This window comes from Steroidobacter flavus (genome assembly GCF_042651805.1).
Lineage (GTDB): Bacteria > Pseudomonadota > Gammaproteobacteria > Steroidobacterales > Steroidobacteraceae > Steroidobacter > Steroidobacter flavus.
Map to the genome: position 1 here is coordinate 2561758 of NZ_JBHSDU010000003.1, position 17507 is coordinate 2579264.

Sequence of the window (17507 nt, forward strand, 5' to 3'; positions counted from 1 at the left end):
GGACGGATCGAATGAGGAGACCTGATGAATTTTCGCTGTGCTGTGTTGATCGGGCTGTGGTGCCTGCTGTCGGGCTCGGTGTCGCTGGCTGAAGATGGCGGCGCCAAGCTGGAGTACGGCACCGAGAACAACATTGCTTACTACGACGCTGCGGCGTTGGCGCGTGCCGATCAGTATCAGAAAGAGCAGGGCAAGCTCGATGTTTACTATCCGAAGGGCGCCAAGGGATTTGCCACCGTGGTGTGGTTTCATGGCGGCGGCTTGACGGGTGGCAGTCGTTACTTCCCCAATCTGAAGGACCAGGGCATCGCACTCGTCGCCGCCAGTTATCGGCTGGCACCGAAGGTGCAGCCGCCCGGTTACATCGAAGACGCTGCCGCTGCTGTGGCGTGGACGCTTAGAAACATCGCTCGCTACGGTGGCGATCCGAGCAAGGTGTTCGTCGCGGGGCATTCCGCCGGTGCGTATCTTGCGACGATGATTGCGATGGATGCGAAGTGGCTCGGCGTGCACAAGCTGTCGAATAAATCCTTGGCCGGCGTGATCGCCGTCAGCGGCCAGATGACGACGCATTTCACTGTCAAACAACAGCGCGGCGACACCGGGCCGCAGTTGCGCCCGATCATTGACGAATACGCGCCGCTGTATCACACCGCGAGCGAGTTTCCGCCGATCTGCATGATCGTCGGCGGCCGGGACATCGAGTTCAAGTCACGTGTGGAAGAGAATCAGTTGATGGCGGTGACCTTGCGCAATCTGGGTCACAAGAACGTCGAGTTCTACGAAATGGCCGGGCTGGATCACGGCACGGTGGAACAAGGCGCGATGATCGTTATGCGCGGCTTCATCAAACGGACACTGCAGGCAAAGGACAAAGAATAGTTACATCGCCAGCCGTGCCGCTGGCGGACTTTCGCTAGGGAGCGATCGCGTGGCGCCGAGCTGGCGCATCGTCATGTTCGCCTCTTCGTGTTCTCCAGCGCATCGATCGTCCTCGGCCAATCATCTTTCAACAGGCGCGACAGCGCCCGATCGGCGAGTAACTTCCCGCCGGTCTGGCAGCGAGGGCAGTAGTTCGTTTCGTTCTCCGCGTACCGGATGCGTTGAACGGCTGTGCCACACACGGGGCACGGCTCGCCGTACTTCCCATGCACGGCCATCTCTTTCCGAAACGCGGTGACCTTCTCCGGAAACCCACGAGCCGCCTCCGCGCGCAATCGCTCAATCCACTCGTTCAACACTTCTTGAACGGCGTCATAGAGTCGGCGCCATTCATCATCATCGAGCTGCTTCGTCTGAAGCATCGGCGACAGCCGGGCCCGATGCAGAATCTCATCTGAATAGGCATTACCGATGCCACTCAGAATGGTCGGATCAGTGAGCGCCCGCTTGAGCGTGTGATTCCGCTCGCTCATACGCTCACGAAACAACGCGAGCCCGACGCCGAGCACTTCGAGCCCGCCACGGTCGTGTTCTTCGAGTTGCGCCTCGCCCGCGACTACATGCAGTGAAGCGCGACGTTTGGTGCCGGCTTCAGTCAATGTGAGCACGCCGTTGTCGAAATCGAGCTGAAGCAGCGGCGCGCGGATCTTGCCGCGATGGCCGGTCTCATACCAGTGCAGCCGGCCGGCGATCATGAGATGAATCACCAGCCACACATCATTGTCGAATCCAAGAGCGATCCGCTTGCCGAGGCGACGAATCCGCGTAACGACATGACCTTCGCAACTCTGCGGAGGCGGTTCGGCGGTGCGAAGCAGGAACGGATTCTTCAGCAGAATCCGCTCCAGCCGGTGCCCGACGATGCGGGCCTCGAGCGATTCGATATAAACGGCGACGTCAGGCAGTTCTGGCATACATGCCTAACGGCCGGGACGGCATCAGAGTTCGCGCAGACCGGTCGTGATCGGCAGCTTCGCCGCGCGCAGGCTGGGCAGCAGGCCGCCGATGAAGCCGAGGATCAGCGCATAGACCAAGCCTTGAATGAGCAGCTGCGGCGTCACGGTGAACGCGAAGGTCAGCTGACTGAAGGTTGCGAAGTTCATCGTCGAGGCACGCACGCCGTTGAAGGCGACGTACGACACGACCATGCCGACCACGCCACCGACCAATCCGATCAGCAACGCCTCCGCAAGCACCGACGTGATCACCGGTGCCGAGCCAAAGCCCAACGCGCGCAACGTGGCAATCTCACGAGTGCGCGACGAAACCGCCGAATACATCGTGTTGAGCGCCGCGAAAATCGCACCCAATCCCATGAGGACCGCAATCGCGCTGCCGATCGTGCTCACCAGCGTCACGAGAATCTTCGACTGCTCCGCGTAGTAATCCTGTTCGCTGAACACGCGAATGTTCAAGCGAGGATCGGTCGACAGCCCATCCTTGAACGCCTGCATGGCGCTCGCGCTGGTGAGCTTCACCCGCATCGATTGATACGAGGTGCCGCGGTTGTAAGCGCCTTGAAGCACAGTGGCATCGGTCCAGATTTCCGACTCGGCGACACTGCCGCGATCCTCGAAGATGCCTGTCACAGTCCAGTTGGCATTGCCCAGGCGCAGCTGACTGCCGACCGTGAGGCCGGAGAACTGCATGCTCGCGCCTTTGCCGACCACCACTTCAAACTTGCCGGGCGTGAAGTTCGCGCCTTCGACGATCTTGAAGTTGCTTCGCAGCTTCACGGCCTGCGGACCCACGCCGCGTAAAGGAACATTCGCCGCGGTGCCGGTGCTCTTCAGCGGCACGTCGACCACGACGTACAGCTCGGGAGAAACGACGGGCCCTTGCTCATCGCGCGCCGCTTGTTTGGCGTCGGCGATGATGCGGGTTTGTTCCTGCGACAGGCCGCTGCCCATTTCGTCGGTGGCGCCATTACGCAGCACGATGGCTACTTGATCGGAGCCGGAAATTTCCAGCACCGCGCGGAAGCCTTCGGCGATGGACAGCACCCCGATGAGCACAGTGACGACGCCGGCGATGCCGATGAGCGCCACGATGGAGGAAGCCGCGCGCTGAGACATATTGCGCACGTTCATGCTCGTGATCGCGCCAATCTGAGCCAGGGAATTGTTCGACATGTCTGGGTTCCTTCCTGGCTCAGCTCTTACGTAAGGCGTCGACGATCTTCAGTCGCGACGCCTGGGCGCAGGGAATGGCCGCGGCCAAACCGCCGAGCAGTACGATCAACACGACGCCGATGCCCCACGTCGCGCTCGGCATGCCGAGCACCGGGAAGAACTGCGCGACCGCTGCGCCGATGCCTTTGCTGGCCAGCGCCGCCAGGCCCAGCCCGATCAGGCCGCCCAACCCCGTGACCAGAATCGCTTCGGCGATGATCAGGAACGTGACGCCCGCGCCCGAGAAGCCGAGCGTCTTCATCACGCCGATCTCGTTGATGCGCTCACGAATCGACTGGCCCATGGTGTTGGCCGTCACCAGCAACATCGTGAAGAACACGGCGGCCGCTACGAATGTGAGCAGCTTGCCGATGTTACCCATCTGATTCGCGAAGCCCTGGATGAAAGCTTTTTCCGTTGAGGTCTTGGTCTCGGTGGAGGAATTGCGGAACAGATCGTCGATGGAGCGCGCGATGTCGGCCGAGCGGCCCGGGTCTCTCACCTTCACGACCACCCAACCGATCATGTCGCGGATCTCGGCGCGCGACTCGTTGAGATAGTCATAGTGGAAGTAGATGCTCTGGTTGTCGCCGTTCGTGGCGTGGTAGATGCCGGCAATCTTCATCGGCCAGACATTGCCGCTGCCGTCCTTGTGGGTCCAGATGTTGGAGCGTAATGGAATGGTGTCGCCCACTTTCCACTTGAAGCGCTCGGCGACCATCGGACCGACGATGGCGCTGGTCCGATCCTGCAGAAAGGCTTGTTTCTCTTCCGGCTTCAGCTGGTATTCGTTGTACACCTCGAAGAAGGTCGGTGCCTCGACCGCAAAGGTCGCCAGCTGGTTGCGATCTTCCTGGTACACGCCGCCGAACCAGTCCTGCGAAGTCGCGACCACCACGCCATCGGCGCCTTTGACTCGATTCAGATAGGCGAGCGGCAACGACTGCACGAAGGACGTCTTATGCATCGTGATCAAACGATCGATGCCGGCGAGCTCAGGGCTGCCGGTCATCGCGACGCGCAGCGTCTGCATCAGGCCGAACAGCAGAAACGCGACGATGATGGATGCCAGCGTCAGGCTGGTGCGCAGACGTTTGCGTCCCAGGTTGGCCCACAGCAAGGGTAGATATTTGAACATGACGTCACGCCGCCGCTTCGCGGCCCAGCTGACCCTTGTTCAAATGCAGGACATGTTTGGCGCGGGCCGCTGCGTGCGGATCGTGCGTCACCATGATGATGGTCTTGCCCTGTTGCTGATTCAGGGCTTGCAACAGGTCCAGGATCTCATCGCCCGACTTGCGGTCGAGATCGCCGGTGGGCTCGTCGCACAACAGGAGGGTGGGATCGGAAACGATGGCGCGGGCGATACCGACGCGTTGTTCCTGACCGCCGGACAGTTCACGAGGCTTGTGCTGAGCGCGCTCGCTCAAGCCGACCAGGCTCAGCGCCGCGTTCGCACGCTTGCGTCGTTCCGCGGCCGGCAGCTTCGTCAGCAACAACGGCAGCTCGACGTTTCGTTCCGCCGTCAGCACCGGCAACAAGTTATACATCTGGAACACGAAGCCGACGTGATTGGCGCGCCAGCGGCCCAGATCGCCATCGCTCATGGAATCGGTGCGGATGCCGGCAATCTCGATGCTGCCCGCGGTCGGCCGGTCGATGCCGCCGATCAGATTCAGCAGCGTGGACTTGCCGGAGCCCGACGGGCCCATCAGCGCCAGGAAATCGCCCTTCGGGATGTCCAGGTCGAGGGCGTGCAACACGTGCACGGTCTCGGCGCCGCGCTTGTAGTCCTTCGCGACCCCGCGCAGTCGAACCAACGATTCATCGGCCATGATGTCACTCCGCTTTCTTTTTGACCGGGGCGCCCTCGGCGAGGCCGTCGACCGGTTTCGCTACAAGGACGTCGCCGGCGGCGATTCCCGACAACACCTCTGTTTGTCCGCTGCGTTCGCCACCGGTCCGGACCGCGACGCGTTCCACCGACTGGTCGCGCACGCGCCAGACGAATGTCGTATCCCCATCTTTCATAACGGCTTCCGTCGGCACCCGCACCGCCGGGCGCGAGGCGGCCGCCTCGGTCGCTTCGCCGGGACGGTTGTCGAGGAAGCTCACCTTCACACCCATGTCCGGCAGGATGCGCGGATCCAGATGATCGAACCCGATGCGCACGCGCACGGTCGCTTTCTGGCGATCGGCGGTGGGCACGATGTTGATGACGTGACACGGGATGGTCCAATCCGGATACGCGTCCAGCACCGCTTCGGCTTTTTGTCCGGCCTGGACCCGGTTGATGAAGGCCTCGTTCACATCGACCTCAATCTCTCGCGAATCCATGTCAACGACTGTCGCGATTCCGGTGCGCGTGAAACCGCCGCCGGCGGAAATCGGAGAAATCATTTCGCCGGGCTGCGCGTCCTTTGAGACCACGACGCCGTCGAACGGCGCACGCACCAGCAAATCGTCGAGATCCTGGTTGCGCACGCGCACGCTGCTCTGAGCGACTTTTACTTCGCTCTTCAATGCTTCCAGGCGGGCCTGGAACGCGGCGTACTCGGCCTCCGCCGAATCGAGGGCCTGCTCGCTGACCAGCTTGTCGGTGCGCAGCTGGCGCGTACGTCGCAAGTTACGTTCAGCTTCGACCACGCGCACTTCCACTTCCTGCAGATTCTTGGTCGCGGCGTCGAGCTGACGTTCGGCGAGATCGAGTTGCGGACGCGCGGTCGTATCATCCAGGCGCGCGAGCAGCTGGCCTTCCTTGACCTCCATGCCTTCCTCGATGAGCACCTCGCGAACCTTGCCTGTGACTTTTGCTGACACTGTGGCCTGTCGACGGGCCACAACGTAGCCCGACGCGTTGAGCACCGAGCCACCGGCACTGCCGCCGCTCGAAGAGGCGACTGCAGTGACTGTTTCCACTTCGACGGCGTTATCGCGGAAGAAGGCCCATGCGGCCGCCACCACGGCTAGCACCAGTACAGCGACGATGAACCATTTATAGACACCGCCGGGGCGACTGTTACGAGTGGGTTCCGGGCTGCGTTCGATACGGAGGCTGTCGAGTGCGTTCTGGTCGAATGACATGGAAGCCTTCAGTCCTTTAGCAACCGCGCTCGTAGCGAACGACGGCGCGGTCATTGGAATATTCAAATACCTGAGTCCGGGCCAGCGGCCGGCAGGCGCACGGATTCTAATCCTGTGGGCCGGGCGGAGGTAAGGCGCGTCGGTGAAAAGCCGCGCAACACCGGTGAGTTGGGTCGATAATCCGCTCGGTGACTTCGATATCTGCGCTACCGGCCGGGCAGGACATCGCCAACATATGAAACGCCGCACCTTATATATAGCGGGTGGAGTGGCGCTCGTGGCGCTCGCGATCGGCATGCTGGTCAGCCGCCCCGATCCCATCGCGGTGGAAACTGCAACCGTGAGTCGCGGGCCGGTCGCTGAAACAGTGACCAACACGCGGGCCGGCACCATCAAAGCCTGTCAACGCGCCCGGCTCGCGCCGCCTTCGGGTGGGCAGATCGCTCGACTGCCGGTAAAGAAAGGCGATCATGTGCAGGCCGGGCAAGTGCTGCTCGAGCTGTGGAACGATGACATTCGCGCGTCGCTGAGCCTGGCTGAACGCGATGCCGTGGCCGCGCATGCTCGTGCCGAAGAGGCTTGTGTCGCGGCCACCGTGGCTCAGCGCGAGTCGGATCGTCTCGCGAAGCTGGTGACACAAAGTCTGGTTGCTATCGATACGGCCGATAGAGCGAAAGGCGATGCCGATAGTCGCGCGGCGGCGTGTCGCGCGATCACTCAAAATATCAAAGTCGCGGAGGCGCGCGTCGAGCAGGCGAAGGCGTCGATGGAACGTACGCTGTTACGAGCGCCGTTTGCTGGCATCGTTGCTGAGATCAATGGCGAGCTCGGTGAGTTTGTTACTCCATCCCCGGTCGGCATCCCGACGCCGCCGGCTGTCGATGTGGTTGACACCAGTTGTATCTATGTGACGGCGCCGATCGATGAGGTCGATGCGCCGCGCATTCGTGAGGGCATGCCGGCGCGAGTGTCGCTCGATGCGTTCCGGGATCGAACGTTTGCTGCTCGCGTGCGACGGGTGGCGCCTTATGTTCTGGATGTCGAGAAGCAGGCGCGCACGGTGGAAATCGAAGCTGAGTTGCAAGATATCCAAGCGGTGACACTGCTGCCGGGGTACAGCGCCGATGTGGAAGTGATTCTTCAGGAGCGGGCGGACACGCTGCGAATTCCTACTCGAGCGCTGATCGACGGGAAGCGTGTCTATCTCTACGACTCCGCGGATGGGCGCGTTCACGTCCGGGATGTGCAGACCGGTTTGCGAAACTGGGAGTACGTCGAGATCACGGGCGGTCTGTCGGAAGGCGATCTCGTTGTGACGACCGTGGATCGCGAAGGTGTCGTCGACGGCGCGCGGGCGACGCAGGCCGCCAAGCCATGATCGACTTGCGGAACATCTGCCGCCATTTCCAGATGGGCGATCAGCAGGTGCTCGCGCTCGACGATATCAACGTGCATATCGAGACCGGCGAGTATGTGTCGATCATGGGGCCGTCCGGGTCGGGCAAGTCCACGTTGTTGAATGTGCTCGGGCTGTTGGATCGGCCGACGGCGGGCACTTATCTGTTGGATGGGCGAGAGACGACGTCTCTGAATGACGAGGAGTTGGCACATACGAGGGCGCGGAAGATCGGGTTCATCTTTCAGTCGTTCCATCTGATTCCGAGGCTGACGGCGTTTGAGAATGTTGAATTGCCGTTGGTACTGGCGGGCGTGGCGCCCGAAGAGCGCCGCCCGCGTGTACAGGAGTTGCTGGCGAGCTTGAGCTTGGAAAGTCGCGCCAGGCATCGGCCGAATGAGTTGTCCGGCGGACAGCGGCAGCGCGTTGCCATCGCCCGAGCGATGGTCATGCAGCCGGCGGTGTTGCTCGCGGACGAGCCCACCGGAAATTTGGATCACGTCTCTGGGGCGGAAGTGCTTGCTGCTATTGAGGGCCTGAATGCCAAAGGCATCACGTTGCTGGTGGTAACACATGATGCGGAGGTGGCTCAGCGGGCTCGGCGGCATATTCGAATGAGGGATGGGAAGGTGGTGGAGGATGTGTAGTCGGATGAGCTTTCAGTGCCGGCGATGCATAGCGGTGGTGGGAGCATGCGCTTTCGCGATCTAATTCGCCTTTCTCTCGACTCCGCGGTGCGGGCGCGCATGCGGAGCATTATGTTGTTGCTGGCGATGAGTATCGGAGTGGCCGCGGTTATCGCGCTCACTTCTTTGGGAGAAGGTGCGCGACGTTACGTTGCGGATGAGTTCCAGGCGCTGGGCACGCGAATGGTCATTGTCATTCCCGGCCGTTCGGAAACTGGCGGCGTCTCACCGGGCATGCTCGCGGGTGAGACGCCGAGAGATCTCACATTGAGTGATGCGCTAGCGGTCCAGCGTCTGCCTGGCGTCGAGCGGGTAGCGCCGGTGGTTGTTGGTTCGGCGCCGGCGTCGGTGGGCTCGTTGGAGCGAGAGGCGCCGGTGATGGGGTCCAGTGCCGATCTGCAGCCGGTGCATGGCTTCAAGGTCGCGCGAGGCAGCTTTCTTCCTCCGGGCGATTTGAGTCGTGACACTGCGGTCGCTGTCATCGGCAGCAACATCGCTCGTGAACTATTCCCAGGCCGCGAAGCGATCGGCGGCAATCTCCGCATTGGCGATCGGCGCTTTCGAGTCATCGGGGTGCTTGCGGATCAAGGCCGCATGATCGGTATGGACTCGCAGGAGTTGATCATCGTCCCGGTGAGCGCCGCGCAGGCGCTGTTCAACACCGAATCGTTGTTCCGTATGTTGATTCAAGCTCACACGCGCGATGACATGACTCGCGTGCGCAACGCGACCATCGAGGCCATCAAGCTGCGGCATCAGGGCGAGGAAGATGTCACTGTCATCACGCAGGACGCCTTGCTTTCAACCTTCGACCGCATCTTCACCGCACTAACACTCACCCTCGGCGGCATCGCGTCCATCAGCCTGGCAGTCGCGGGCGTGTTGATCATGAATGTGATGTTGGTGTCCGTGAGTCAGCGGACCAGCGAAGTCGGTCTGCTCAAGGCGATCGGCGCGACACGAGCACAGATCACAGCGTTATTTCTAACCGAGGCGATCCTCCTGTCCGTGGCCGGCGCGGTCGCCGGTTTGTTCGTGGGATTCGGGGTCGATTGGATCGTGGGCAAGATCTATCCCTCGTTGCCGCTGAGACCGCCGACGTGGGCCGTCGTGCTCGCAGTGGTGGTCGCAGTCCTCAGCGGCGTCGTGTTCGGGTTGATGCCCGCGCGGCGGGCGGCACGACTGGATCCAGTAGCTGCGCTGGCGGGGAGGCGCTGATGCGTTTCGCCGATCTGGTGCGGCTGACGACTGGCTCGGTGCGAGCCCACCGACTGCGCGCGGCGTTGACTGCTTTGGGCATTGGCATCGGCGTGACGGCCGTTGTGTTGCTCACATCGATCGGTGAGGGCGTGCATCGCTTTGTGGTGTCTGAGTTCACGCAGTTCGGCACGAACATCGTCAGCGTCACGCCGGGCAAGACGAAGACCATGGGCGGCTCGATCGGGTCGCTCGGCAATGTGCGACCGTTGACCGTCGACGATGCCGAAGCGCTGGGACGCGCGCCCTATGTGATATCGACTAATGCGATGGTGCAAGGAAATGCGGAGGTCGAGGCGCTGGGTCGTAAACGGCGCACGACGGTGTATGGCGTCGGGCATTCGTTTGCCGAGGCGTTTCGATTTGAAGTGGCGGAAGGTGAGTTCCTGCCCGCGGACGATCCGCGGGCGCCGCGTTCTCTCGCCGTGCTCGGGAGCAAGATGTATCACGAGCTGTTTCGCGGCGAGAACGCGTTGGGGAAGACGATTCGCGTGGGCGGGCAGCGCTATCGAGTGGCTGGGGTGATGAAGCCGAAGGGCACGACGTTGGGATTCGATCTCGACGACACGGTTTACATTCCCACCGCGAAGTCGCTCGAGTTATTCGATCGGGACAGTGTGTTCGAGATCCAGCTGCGACATGAGTCGGGAGTGTCGGTGGACGAGGTCGTCACCGGTATCCGGAAGATCCTGTCTGCGAGACACGGCGATGAAGATTTCACAATCACGACACAGCAGCAGATGCTCGACACGCTGGGCTCGGTCTTGAGTGTGCTGACATTCGCGGTGGGGGCGCTGGGAAGTATCTCCTTGCTGGTTGGTGGCGTGGGGATCTTTACCATCATGACCATCGGCGTCAGTGAGCGCACCGCTGAGATCGGATTGCTCCGCGCGCTCGGTGCGCAGAAGAATCAGGTGCTGCGGGTGTTTCTGTCCGAGGCGGTTGTGCTGTCGGCGCTCGGAGGCGTTGCCGGCCTGGCGGCCGGGCTCGGGATCGCAGCGGCACTGGATATCGCCGTGCCGGCGCTGCCGGTGAGTTATTCGCCGATGTTTATTATCGCGGCGGAGTCGCTGGCAATAGCAGTGGGACTGCTCGCCGGCATCTTGCCCGCGGTGAGAGCGGCGGGACTAGAGCCGGTTGATGCGCTTAGAACGGACTGAAGACCCTCACCCCCTGCCCCCTCTCCCGCTGGGAGAGGGGGAACATATATTGGGTGGTGCCTCGATCGCTGGGAGAGGGGAGCATCGAGGGGGGGCCTCGATCGATCGGCGAGGGCGGGTTACGCCAGCGCCCGCTGCATCAACAAGAACTGCTCCGTAATCGGCATGGTCGGCATGGTGAAATAAAACACCGCGCCTTCGCTCGGCTTGCCTTCGGCCCAGATGCGTCCCCCGTGTCGATCAATAATGCGGGCGACGGTGGCGAGGCCGACGCCGGTGCCTTCGAATTCGGCGGCGCCATGCAGGCGCTGGAAAGGCTTGAACAGTTTCTGTTCGTGGGCCATGTCGAAGCCGGCGCCGTTATCCCGAACGAACAGGGTCGCCATCGAGCCGTGCTGAGACTGGCCGACTTCGATGCGCGCATTCTCGGTGCGCGAAGTGAACTTCCACGCGTTGGCCAGCAAATTCACGAACAGGTCGTTGATCAGCCGTCGGTCGCCATGAACGCTCATGCCGGGCTGAATCTCCACCTCGACAGTGCGGGACGGATCCTTCTGCCGCAGATCCTGGAAGATACTTTCCGCCAGCGCGCTCACATCGATGATCTCTCGATGCAGGGTGTGACGTGAAATGCGCGACAACACCAGCAGCGCATCGATCAGCTCCGACATCTGTTTCACGCTGCCTTGAATACGGGTCAGCCGTCGGCGCTGTTCTTCGTTGGCATTGGGCAGCGACAGCTCGAGCAAGCCCGCCTGGCCGGCGATGGTGGTCAACGGCGAGCGCAGGTCGTGCGAGACCGAGGCGGTGAACGCTTCGAGCTCGCGATTCGCACGGGCGAGCGAGTCATTGGCGTCGCGCAGCTGGCGCTGGCTGGGCACGGACAGGATCACGGGCAGGTAGCGCCACAACAGGATCGCGGTCGGCACCGAGGCGGCCGCGGTGATGACTTTGATGATCCCTTCGAGCCAGTAATCGGTGTGCCAGACATTCCACACGTCCATCACGTGGGTCAGTCCGCAGGACACGATGAAGATGCCGAAGGCCACCAGCAGCCAGTTGAACGGTAAATCGCGCCGCCGCCGTGCCAGATAGAGCAGCACGAACGGGATGGTGAAATAGGCCATCGCGATCAGGATATCGGCAATGACGTGCATCCACAGGATGCCTGGGGTCCACATATAGCAGTGTCCATGTGGCAAAAAGTGTTCGCCGCTAAACCAGGACACGTTGCTGTCGGGCATGCGCCTAGCCACTCCTCTGAAACGCCGCGCATTGTAAGCCGTCCATTGCGGCCCAAACGCACTCCCGGCGGGGGTTTGTGCTCATCGGCTGTCGCAAAAGCATGACCTCGTTCGTCTTCATTTCAGCGTTCAATGCGCGGCCGCATTGAAGCCATGAGGAACAGCGAAGTTGGCCGCTTCGCCGGGGCGTTGCAAATGCGCAAGCCCTCGGACTGTGAAGCGGACGTCCGCGGCTGACTAACTGGTACTTTACGCAGCCCGATTTCGCTGTTCGGATGGTTTAGAAAAACTCATAGGATTCTACCATTGAGCAATGGTGGCGAAGGAATGAACCCGAGCTGTATTCAATTTTCTGAACCGCTCCGAGCCAGAGTCGGGGCCCTGAGCGGGGCTCGCCGTGGGCGGCGAGGTATGAAATCGAGGGCTCTGCATAGCGGAAAGTTATTACAAACTGTACCGGCTGGACGGTATATTCACCGTCCAGTCGGTACAGTGCCAGTTGGTAGAGAGAGATCGTCCATGGCGGAGTTGGCATCCAATACGATGAGCCCGGCCCGCGAACGGATCCTCGAAGCAGCGGAACGAGTTGTCGGGGACGTCGGCGCGGCGCGCATGACGCTAGACGGCGTGGCTCAGGCGGCGGGCGTGAGTAAGGGCGGATTGCTCTACCACTTCCCCTCTAAAGAGTCATTGCTCGGCGCGCTGGCCAAGCGCTATGTAGAGAGCATGACCGACTGTGTGGAGCAGGCGAAGAGCGGCACCGGGGAAACCGATGGCCGTGACCTCAAGGCCTGCATCGTCGGGATTCTGTCGCAGCAGCCCCGGGCCAAGACGGTTGGCATGGGCGCGGCGCTGTTCGCCGCCGCTGCGAACGATTTGACGCTGCTGGAAGTGATTCGTGAGCGCACGGCTCAGTACACCAAGCAGCTCGAGAGCAGCAATGTGGATTTCGCTCGGGCCGCCGTCGTAACGCTGGCGATCGACGGCCTGATGATGCGCGAATCGTTGCGCATTTCGTGTTTCACCGAGGAGCAGCGTGAGCGCGTAGTGCAGCAGCTGCTGCAGATTGCCGATGAGGCGTATCGCTAAAGGCTTGCCCATGCGCTCACCCGGTAGTTAAGGAAGCCGGACACCCGTCCCAAGCCACCCGTGTTTCATCGCCCGAGCGCTTGCGCTCGCGGCCACGTTTTTTAGTTTTGTCAGGTAGACGCATATGAACGTCATTCGTCAGTCATTCGTGAGGTCTCTGGTTGCCATCGCTGTCAGCGCCGTGTTGCTGACAGCTTGCGGCAAGGGACAGGAACAGCAGCACTCGATGCCGCCGCCGGAAGTCACCGTTCAGACGGTGGAGAAGAATCCGGTGCCGCTGGATCTCACATACACCGCCCGCACTGTCGGCTCGCGCGAAGTTGAAGTGCGCGCCCGGGTCGGCGGCATTTTGATCAAGCGCCGGTATGAGGAAGGCGGGTCGGTGAAGCAGGGCCAGCCGATGTTTCTGATCGATCCGGAGCCGGTGCGTGCGCGCCTGGCGTCCGCTCGCGCCGACGTCGCCGTTGCCAAGGCACGCTTGGAAGAAGCGCGTCGCCAGCACGATCGCGTGTTGCCGCTGTTTGAGAAAAATGCGGTGAGTCAGAGCCGTCGCGACGAGGTCGTGTCGGCGTTCGAAGTGGCGCAGGCGAGCCTCGAGGCGGCGCAATCGGCGCAGAGAATGGCCGAGCTCGATCTCGAATATACGGACGTCCGCGCGCCGATCTCGGGCTTGACCAGTCGCGAAGTGATGTCCGAGGGCAGCCTCGTGTCCACCGAGCAAAGCTCCAGCCTGCTGACCAAGATCGTGCAGGTCGATCCGTTGTATATCGAGTTCTCGGTGCCCGAGGCCGAAGCTTCGATCATTCGTGGCTCGCTCGCACCGGCCAACAAGGTTGCGCCGCCGACCGTGCGATTGATACTCGAGAACGGCAAGGAATATCCGGATAGCGCCAAAGTGACCTTCGTCGATAACGCGGTCGATGTGAATTCCGGCACCGTGCGGGTACGCGCCGTGTTGAAGAACCCGGAGGCGCAGCTGATTCCCGGCCAGTTCATTCGCGCGCGTGTCGAGGGCGTGCAGTTGAGCAGCGTCGTGGCCGTGCCGCGCAAGGCCGTCATGTCGAGCGCGCAGGGTCAGTTCATCTGGGTGGTGAACGGCGAACAGAAAGTGGAGTTCCGGCCGGTGCAGGTCGGTCGCTCGTTCGGCAACAACATCATCGTCACCGAAGGGCTCGCGCCTGGCGATCGTTACATCGTCGAAGGCGTGCTCAAGGTGCAGCCGGGAATTCAAGTGAGCGCCGTCGGTCCCGACGCTCCGAGCAAGCAGGCTGAGCAGCAGCCCGAGAAGAAGGAGACCGCATGATTTCCAAGTTCTTTATCACGCGGCCGATCTTCGCCTGCGTCATCTCGGCCTTCATCGTGATCGCCGGCCTGGGCGGCATGATCTCGCTGCCCATCTCCGCTTATCCGAACATCATTCCGCCGTCGGTGACGGTGGCCGCGGTCTATCCGGGCGCGACCGCCGAGACCATCGCGGACACGGTCGCCGCGCCGCTGGAAAAGGAAATCAACGGCGTCGAAGGCATGCTGTACATGAGCTCGGTCAACTCGGGCAACGGCACGCTGATGATCACGGTGACGTTCAACATCGGGACCAATCCCGATATGAACGCGGTCAACGTGAACAACCGCATCCAGGCCGCCGTGCCGCGCTTGCCCGAAGAAGTGCGGCGTCAGGGCGTGGTGGTGCGCAAGGCATCGACCACGTTCCTGCAGATCGTGTCGATTCATTCGCCCGACAACAGCGTCGACATGCTGACCATGAGCAGTTACGTCACGCTCAACGTGGTCGACGAGCTGCGTCGTATTCCCGGCATCGGCGACCTGCAGATGTTCGGCCAGGATTACTCCATCCGCATCTGGATGCAGCCTGACAAGCTGGCGCAGCTCGGCCTCACGCCTTCCGATGTCGCCGCGGCGGTTCGCCAGCAGAACTCGCAATACGCGGCGGGTCAGGTCGGTGTGGAGCCTGTGAGTCAGCACGTCGACTTCACTTACGCGGTGACCGCGCAAGGCCGTCTGCAGGAACCCGAAGAATTCGAGCAGATCGTCGTGCACACCACCGAGTCCGGTGGCGTGGTGCGATTGAAAGATGTCGCTCGCGTCGAGCTGGGCGCGCAGACCTACAGCAATCAGGCGACGATCAACGGCAAGCGGGCCGTGATGATGGCGCTGGTGTTGCAGCCGGGCGCGAATGCGCTGGAGACCGGCTCGGCCGTCCAGAACCGCCTGGCGGAGCTGTCGAAGGACTTCCCGAAGGGTATGACTTACTCCATTCCCTACGACACCATCCAATACGTGAAGGTGTCGATCAAGGAAGTGGTCAAGACACTGCTCGAAGCGATGGTGCTGGTGTTCTTCGTGGTGCTGCTGTTCCTGCAGAACTGGCGCGCCACCGTCATTCCCATGCTGGCCGTGCCGGTGTCGCTGGTCGGCACGTTCGCGGCGATGTTTGCATTCGGGTTCTCCATCAACATGCTGACGTTGTTCGGCATGGTGCTGGCCATCGGTATCGTGGTCGACGACGCCATCGTGGTGCTCGAGAACGTCGAGCGCATCATGACGACCGAGAACTTGCCGGCGCCGCAAGCGACCGAGAAAGCGATGGAAGAAGTGACGCGCCCTGTCATCGCCATCGTGCTGGTGCTCACCGCGGTGTTCCTGCCGGTGGCGTTCATGGGCGGCCTGGTCGGCGAGATGTATCGACAGTTCGCGGTCACCATCGCCGTGTCGGTCGTGATCTCCGGCTTCGTGGCGCTGACCTTGACGCCGGCGCTGTGCGCGCTGCTGTTGAAGCACGATCACATGGTGAAGAACCGCTTCCTGGAAGGTTTCAACCGGTGGTTCGAGAAGGTGACGCATCGCTACGAGAGCGGTGTGCGCTTCGTGATGAAGCGTGCGGCGATGGCTGCGGGCATCTTTGTGGTGATGTTGCTTGTCGTGGTCGGTTTGTTCCGTGCCCTGCCGACGTCGCTCGCGCCGTCGGAAGACCAAGGCTACGTCTTCGTCATCGGCTTCTTGCAGGACGCCGCTTCGTTGGACCGTACAGTGAGGTCAGTCCAGGCCGTGGCTGCCGGTGTGCAACATCATCCCGCGGTTGCGAATGCTGTGGCCGTGGCGGGCATGGATCCGCTGACGCAGGCGATGAAGACCAACAGCGGCATCATCTGGTTGCCGATGAAGCCGTGGGAAGAGCGCAAGAGCAAGGACTTGTCGCCCGCTGCGCTGGTCGGTGCCGTGTTCGGTGCCGGCGCGCAGGTGAAGGACGGCTTCTTCTTCGCCGTCGAGCCGCCGCCGATCGAAGGCTTGTCGATGACCGGCGGTTTCGAGGCTTACATCCAGTCGCGCGGTAGCGGCTCGATCAAAGATCTCGAAGGCGTGACGCAGAAGATCGTGGCTGCCGCCAACAAGCGTCCTGAGCTTGCCGGTACGCAGACCACGTTCAGCGCCAGCGTGCCCCAGATGCGCATCGATCTGGATCGCGAGAAGGCGATCACGCTCGGCGTGGAAGTGGGCCAGGTGTTCGAAACGTTACAGAGCACGTTCGGTGCGCTGTATGTGAACGACTTCAACCGCAACGGCCGCGTGTATCAGGTGCAGTTGCAGTCGGAGCCGCGCTTCCGTGCGTATCCGGAAGATATTCGTAACGTGTATGTGCGCTCGAAGAAGGGCGACCTGGTGCCGCTCACCGCGCTCGCCAACATTCGTGAAGTGACCGGCGCGGAAATCGTCGAGCGCTTCAACGCGTTCACGTCGGCGAAGATCATGGGCGCGGCGGCGCCGGGCTACAGCTCGGGCGATGCGTTGAAGGCGATCGAGGCGGTGGCCAAAGAAACGTTGCCGCCGGGTTATCAGCTGGCGTTCACCGGCACGGCGTATCAGGAAAAGGTCAGCGGCGGCGCTTCGCAGGGCGTGTATCTGCTCGGCGTGCTGATGGTGTTCCTGATTCTCGCCGCGCAGTTCGAGCGCTGGACGTTGCCGATCGCGGTGATTCTGGCGGTGCCGTTCGCGGCGTTCGGTGCGTTCCTGGCCGTGTTCGCACGCGGTCTGGCGAACGACATCTACTTCCAGATCGGCATGCTGACGCTGATCGGGCTTGCGGCCAAGAACGCGATTCTGATCGTCGAGTTCGCGCTGATGAAGTATCACGAAGGCATGGGCCTGATGGAGGCGGCGATCGAAGGCGCGAAGCTGCGCTTCCGTCCCATCATCATGACTTCGCTGGCGTTGATCTTCGGCGTGCTGCCGCTGGCGTTGAGCACCGGTGCAGGTGCCAACAGCCGTCATTCGCTCGGCACGAGCGTGATCGGCGGCATGCTGGCGGCGACGTTCATCGCGACGTTGTTCGTACCGCTGTTCTTCAAGTGGATTGCCGGCGCCAAAGGCGGCGAAGCCTACGACGACGAACATGGCAAGGGTAAGCCTCATGGTGGCGTGCAGCCGAAACCGGCCGCGCCTCATGAGTCGAATTGAGAGTG

Annotated in this window: 14 protein-coding genes; 8 read left to right on the forward strand and 6 right to left on the reverse strand. The window is 62.0% G+C overall.

Features of this window, described 5'->3' with window-relative positions; genetic code table 11:
- Positions 1-24 precede the first annotated feature (24 nt).
- Complete coding sequence (locus ACFPN2_RS16725) at positions 25-882, forward strand: alpha/beta hydrolase (protein ID WP_380598483.1); 858 nt, start codon at positions 25-27, stop codon at positions 880-882.
- Between the two features lie 71 nt (positions 883-953).
- Here ACFPN2_RS16725 and ACFPN2_RS16730 read toward each other — a convergent pair whose 3' ends face one another.
- Genes ACFPN2_RS16730 through ACFPN2_RS16750 form a run of 5 tightly spaced genes read right to left on the reverse strand, consistent with a single transcriptional unit; the run spans position 954 to position 6197 of the window.
- Positions 954-1856, reverse strand: a complete 903-nt coding sequence (locus ACFPN2_RS16730) for an Fpg/Nei family DNA glycosylase (RefSeq protein ID WP_380598485.1) — start codon at positions 1854-1856, stop codon at positions 954-956.
- Between the two features lie 24 nt (positions 1857-1880).
- A complete protein-coding gene (locus ACFPN2_RS16735) occupies positions 1881-3074 on the reverse strand; it encodes an ABC transporter permease (RefSeq protein ID WP_380598487.1) in 1194 nt (397 codons plus the stop codon).
- Positions 3075-3093: 19 nt separating this feature from the next.
- The gene (locus ACFPN2_RS16740; protein WP_380598489.1) at positions 3094-4251 is read right to left on the reverse strand and encodes an ABC transporter permease; all 1158 of its coding nucleotides are present in this window, start codon (positions 4249-4251) and stop codon (positions 3094-3096) included.
- A gap of 4 nt (positions 4252-4255) precedes the next feature.
- On the reverse strand, positions 4256-4948 hold the full coding sequence (locus tag ACFPN2_RS16745; RefSeq protein WP_380598491.1) for an ABC transporter ATP-binding protein: 693 nt from the start codon (positions 4946-4948) through the stop codon (positions 4256-4258).
- A 4-nt stretch (positions 4949-4952) separates the two neighbouring features.
- Positions 4953-6197 carry an efflux RND transporter periplasmic adaptor subunit gene (locus tag ACFPN2_RS16750; protein ID WP_380598493.1) on the reverse strand — a complete coding sequence of 415 codons (1245 nt, stop codon included), beginning with the start codon at positions 6195-6197 and terminating at the stop codon, positions 4953-4955.
- Between the two features lie 235 nt (positions 6198-6432).
- Here ACFPN2_RS16750 and ACFPN2_RS16755 point away from each other — a divergent pair, with 235 nt between their 5' ends.
- The 4 genes from ACFPN2_RS16755 to ACFPN2_RS16770 all read left to right on the forward strand — a co-directional run bounded on the left by ACFPN2_RS16755 (position 6433) and on the right by ACFPN2_RS16770 (position 10696).
- Positions 6433-7575, forward strand: coding sequence for an efflux RND transporter periplasmic adaptor subunit (locus tag ACFPN2_RS16755; protein WP_380598495.1), 1143 nt, complete (start codon positions 6433-6435; stop codon positions 7573-7575).
- The gene (locus ACFPN2_RS16760) at positions 7572-8240 is read left to right on the forward strand and encodes an ABC transporter ATP-binding protein (RefSeq protein WP_380598497.1); all 669 of its coding nucleotides are present in this window, start codon (positions 7572-7574) and stop codon (positions 8238-8240) included. The genes ACFPN2_RS16755 and ACFPN2_RS16760 overlap by 4 nt, the downstream gene beginning before the upstream one ends.
- 99 nt (positions 8241-8339) lie before the next feature.
- Positions 8340-9497, forward strand: a complete 1158-nt coding sequence (locus tag ACFPN2_RS16765) for an ABC transporter permease (RefSeq protein WP_380598499.1) — start codon at positions 8340-8342, stop codon at positions 9495-9497.
- Entirely contained in the window at positions 9497-10696 is a 1200-nt protein-coding gene (locus ACFPN2_RS16770; RefSeq protein ID WP_380598501.1) for an ABC transporter permease, read from the forward strand. Before ACFPN2_RS16765 ends, ACFPN2_RS16770 begins: the two co-directional genes overlap by 1 nt.
- Before the next feature lie 119 nt (positions 10697-10815).
- Here the strand turns inward: ACFPN2_RS16770 and ACFPN2_RS16775 are convergent, their stop codons facing one another.
- Positions 10816-11877 carry a sensor histidine kinase gene (locus ACFPN2_RS16775; protein WP_380598503.1) on the reverse strand — a complete coding sequence of 354 codons (1062 nt, stop codon included), beginning with the start codon at positions 11875-11877 and terminating at the stop codon, positions 10816-10818.
- Between the two features lie 582 nt (positions 11878-12459).
- Here ACFPN2_RS16775 and ACFPN2_RS16780 point away from each other — a divergent pair.
- From ACFPN2_RS16780 to ACFPN2_RS16790, 3 genes are all read left to right on the forward strand, one after another.
- Positions 12460-13029, forward strand: a complete 570-nt coding sequence (locus ACFPN2_RS16780) for a TetR/AcrR family transcriptional regulator (protein ID WP_380598504.1) — start codon at positions 12460-12462, stop codon at positions 13027-13029.
- Between the two features lie 124 nt (positions 13030-13153).
- Positions 13154-14332 (forward strand): efflux RND transporter periplasmic adaptor subunit, encoded by a 1179-nt coding sequence (locus ACFPN2_RS16785; protein ID WP_380598506.1) that lies wholly within the window; start codon positions 13154-13156, stop codon positions 14330-14332.
- Positions 14329-17502 (forward strand): efflux RND transporter permease subunit, encoded by a 3174-nt coding sequence (locus ACFPN2_RS16790; RefSeq protein WP_380598508.1) that lies wholly within the window; start codon positions 14329-14331, stop codon positions 17500-17502. The genes ACFPN2_RS16785 and ACFPN2_RS16790 overlap by 4 nt, the downstream gene beginning before the upstream one ends.
- Positions 17503-17507 lie beyond the last annotated feature (5 nt).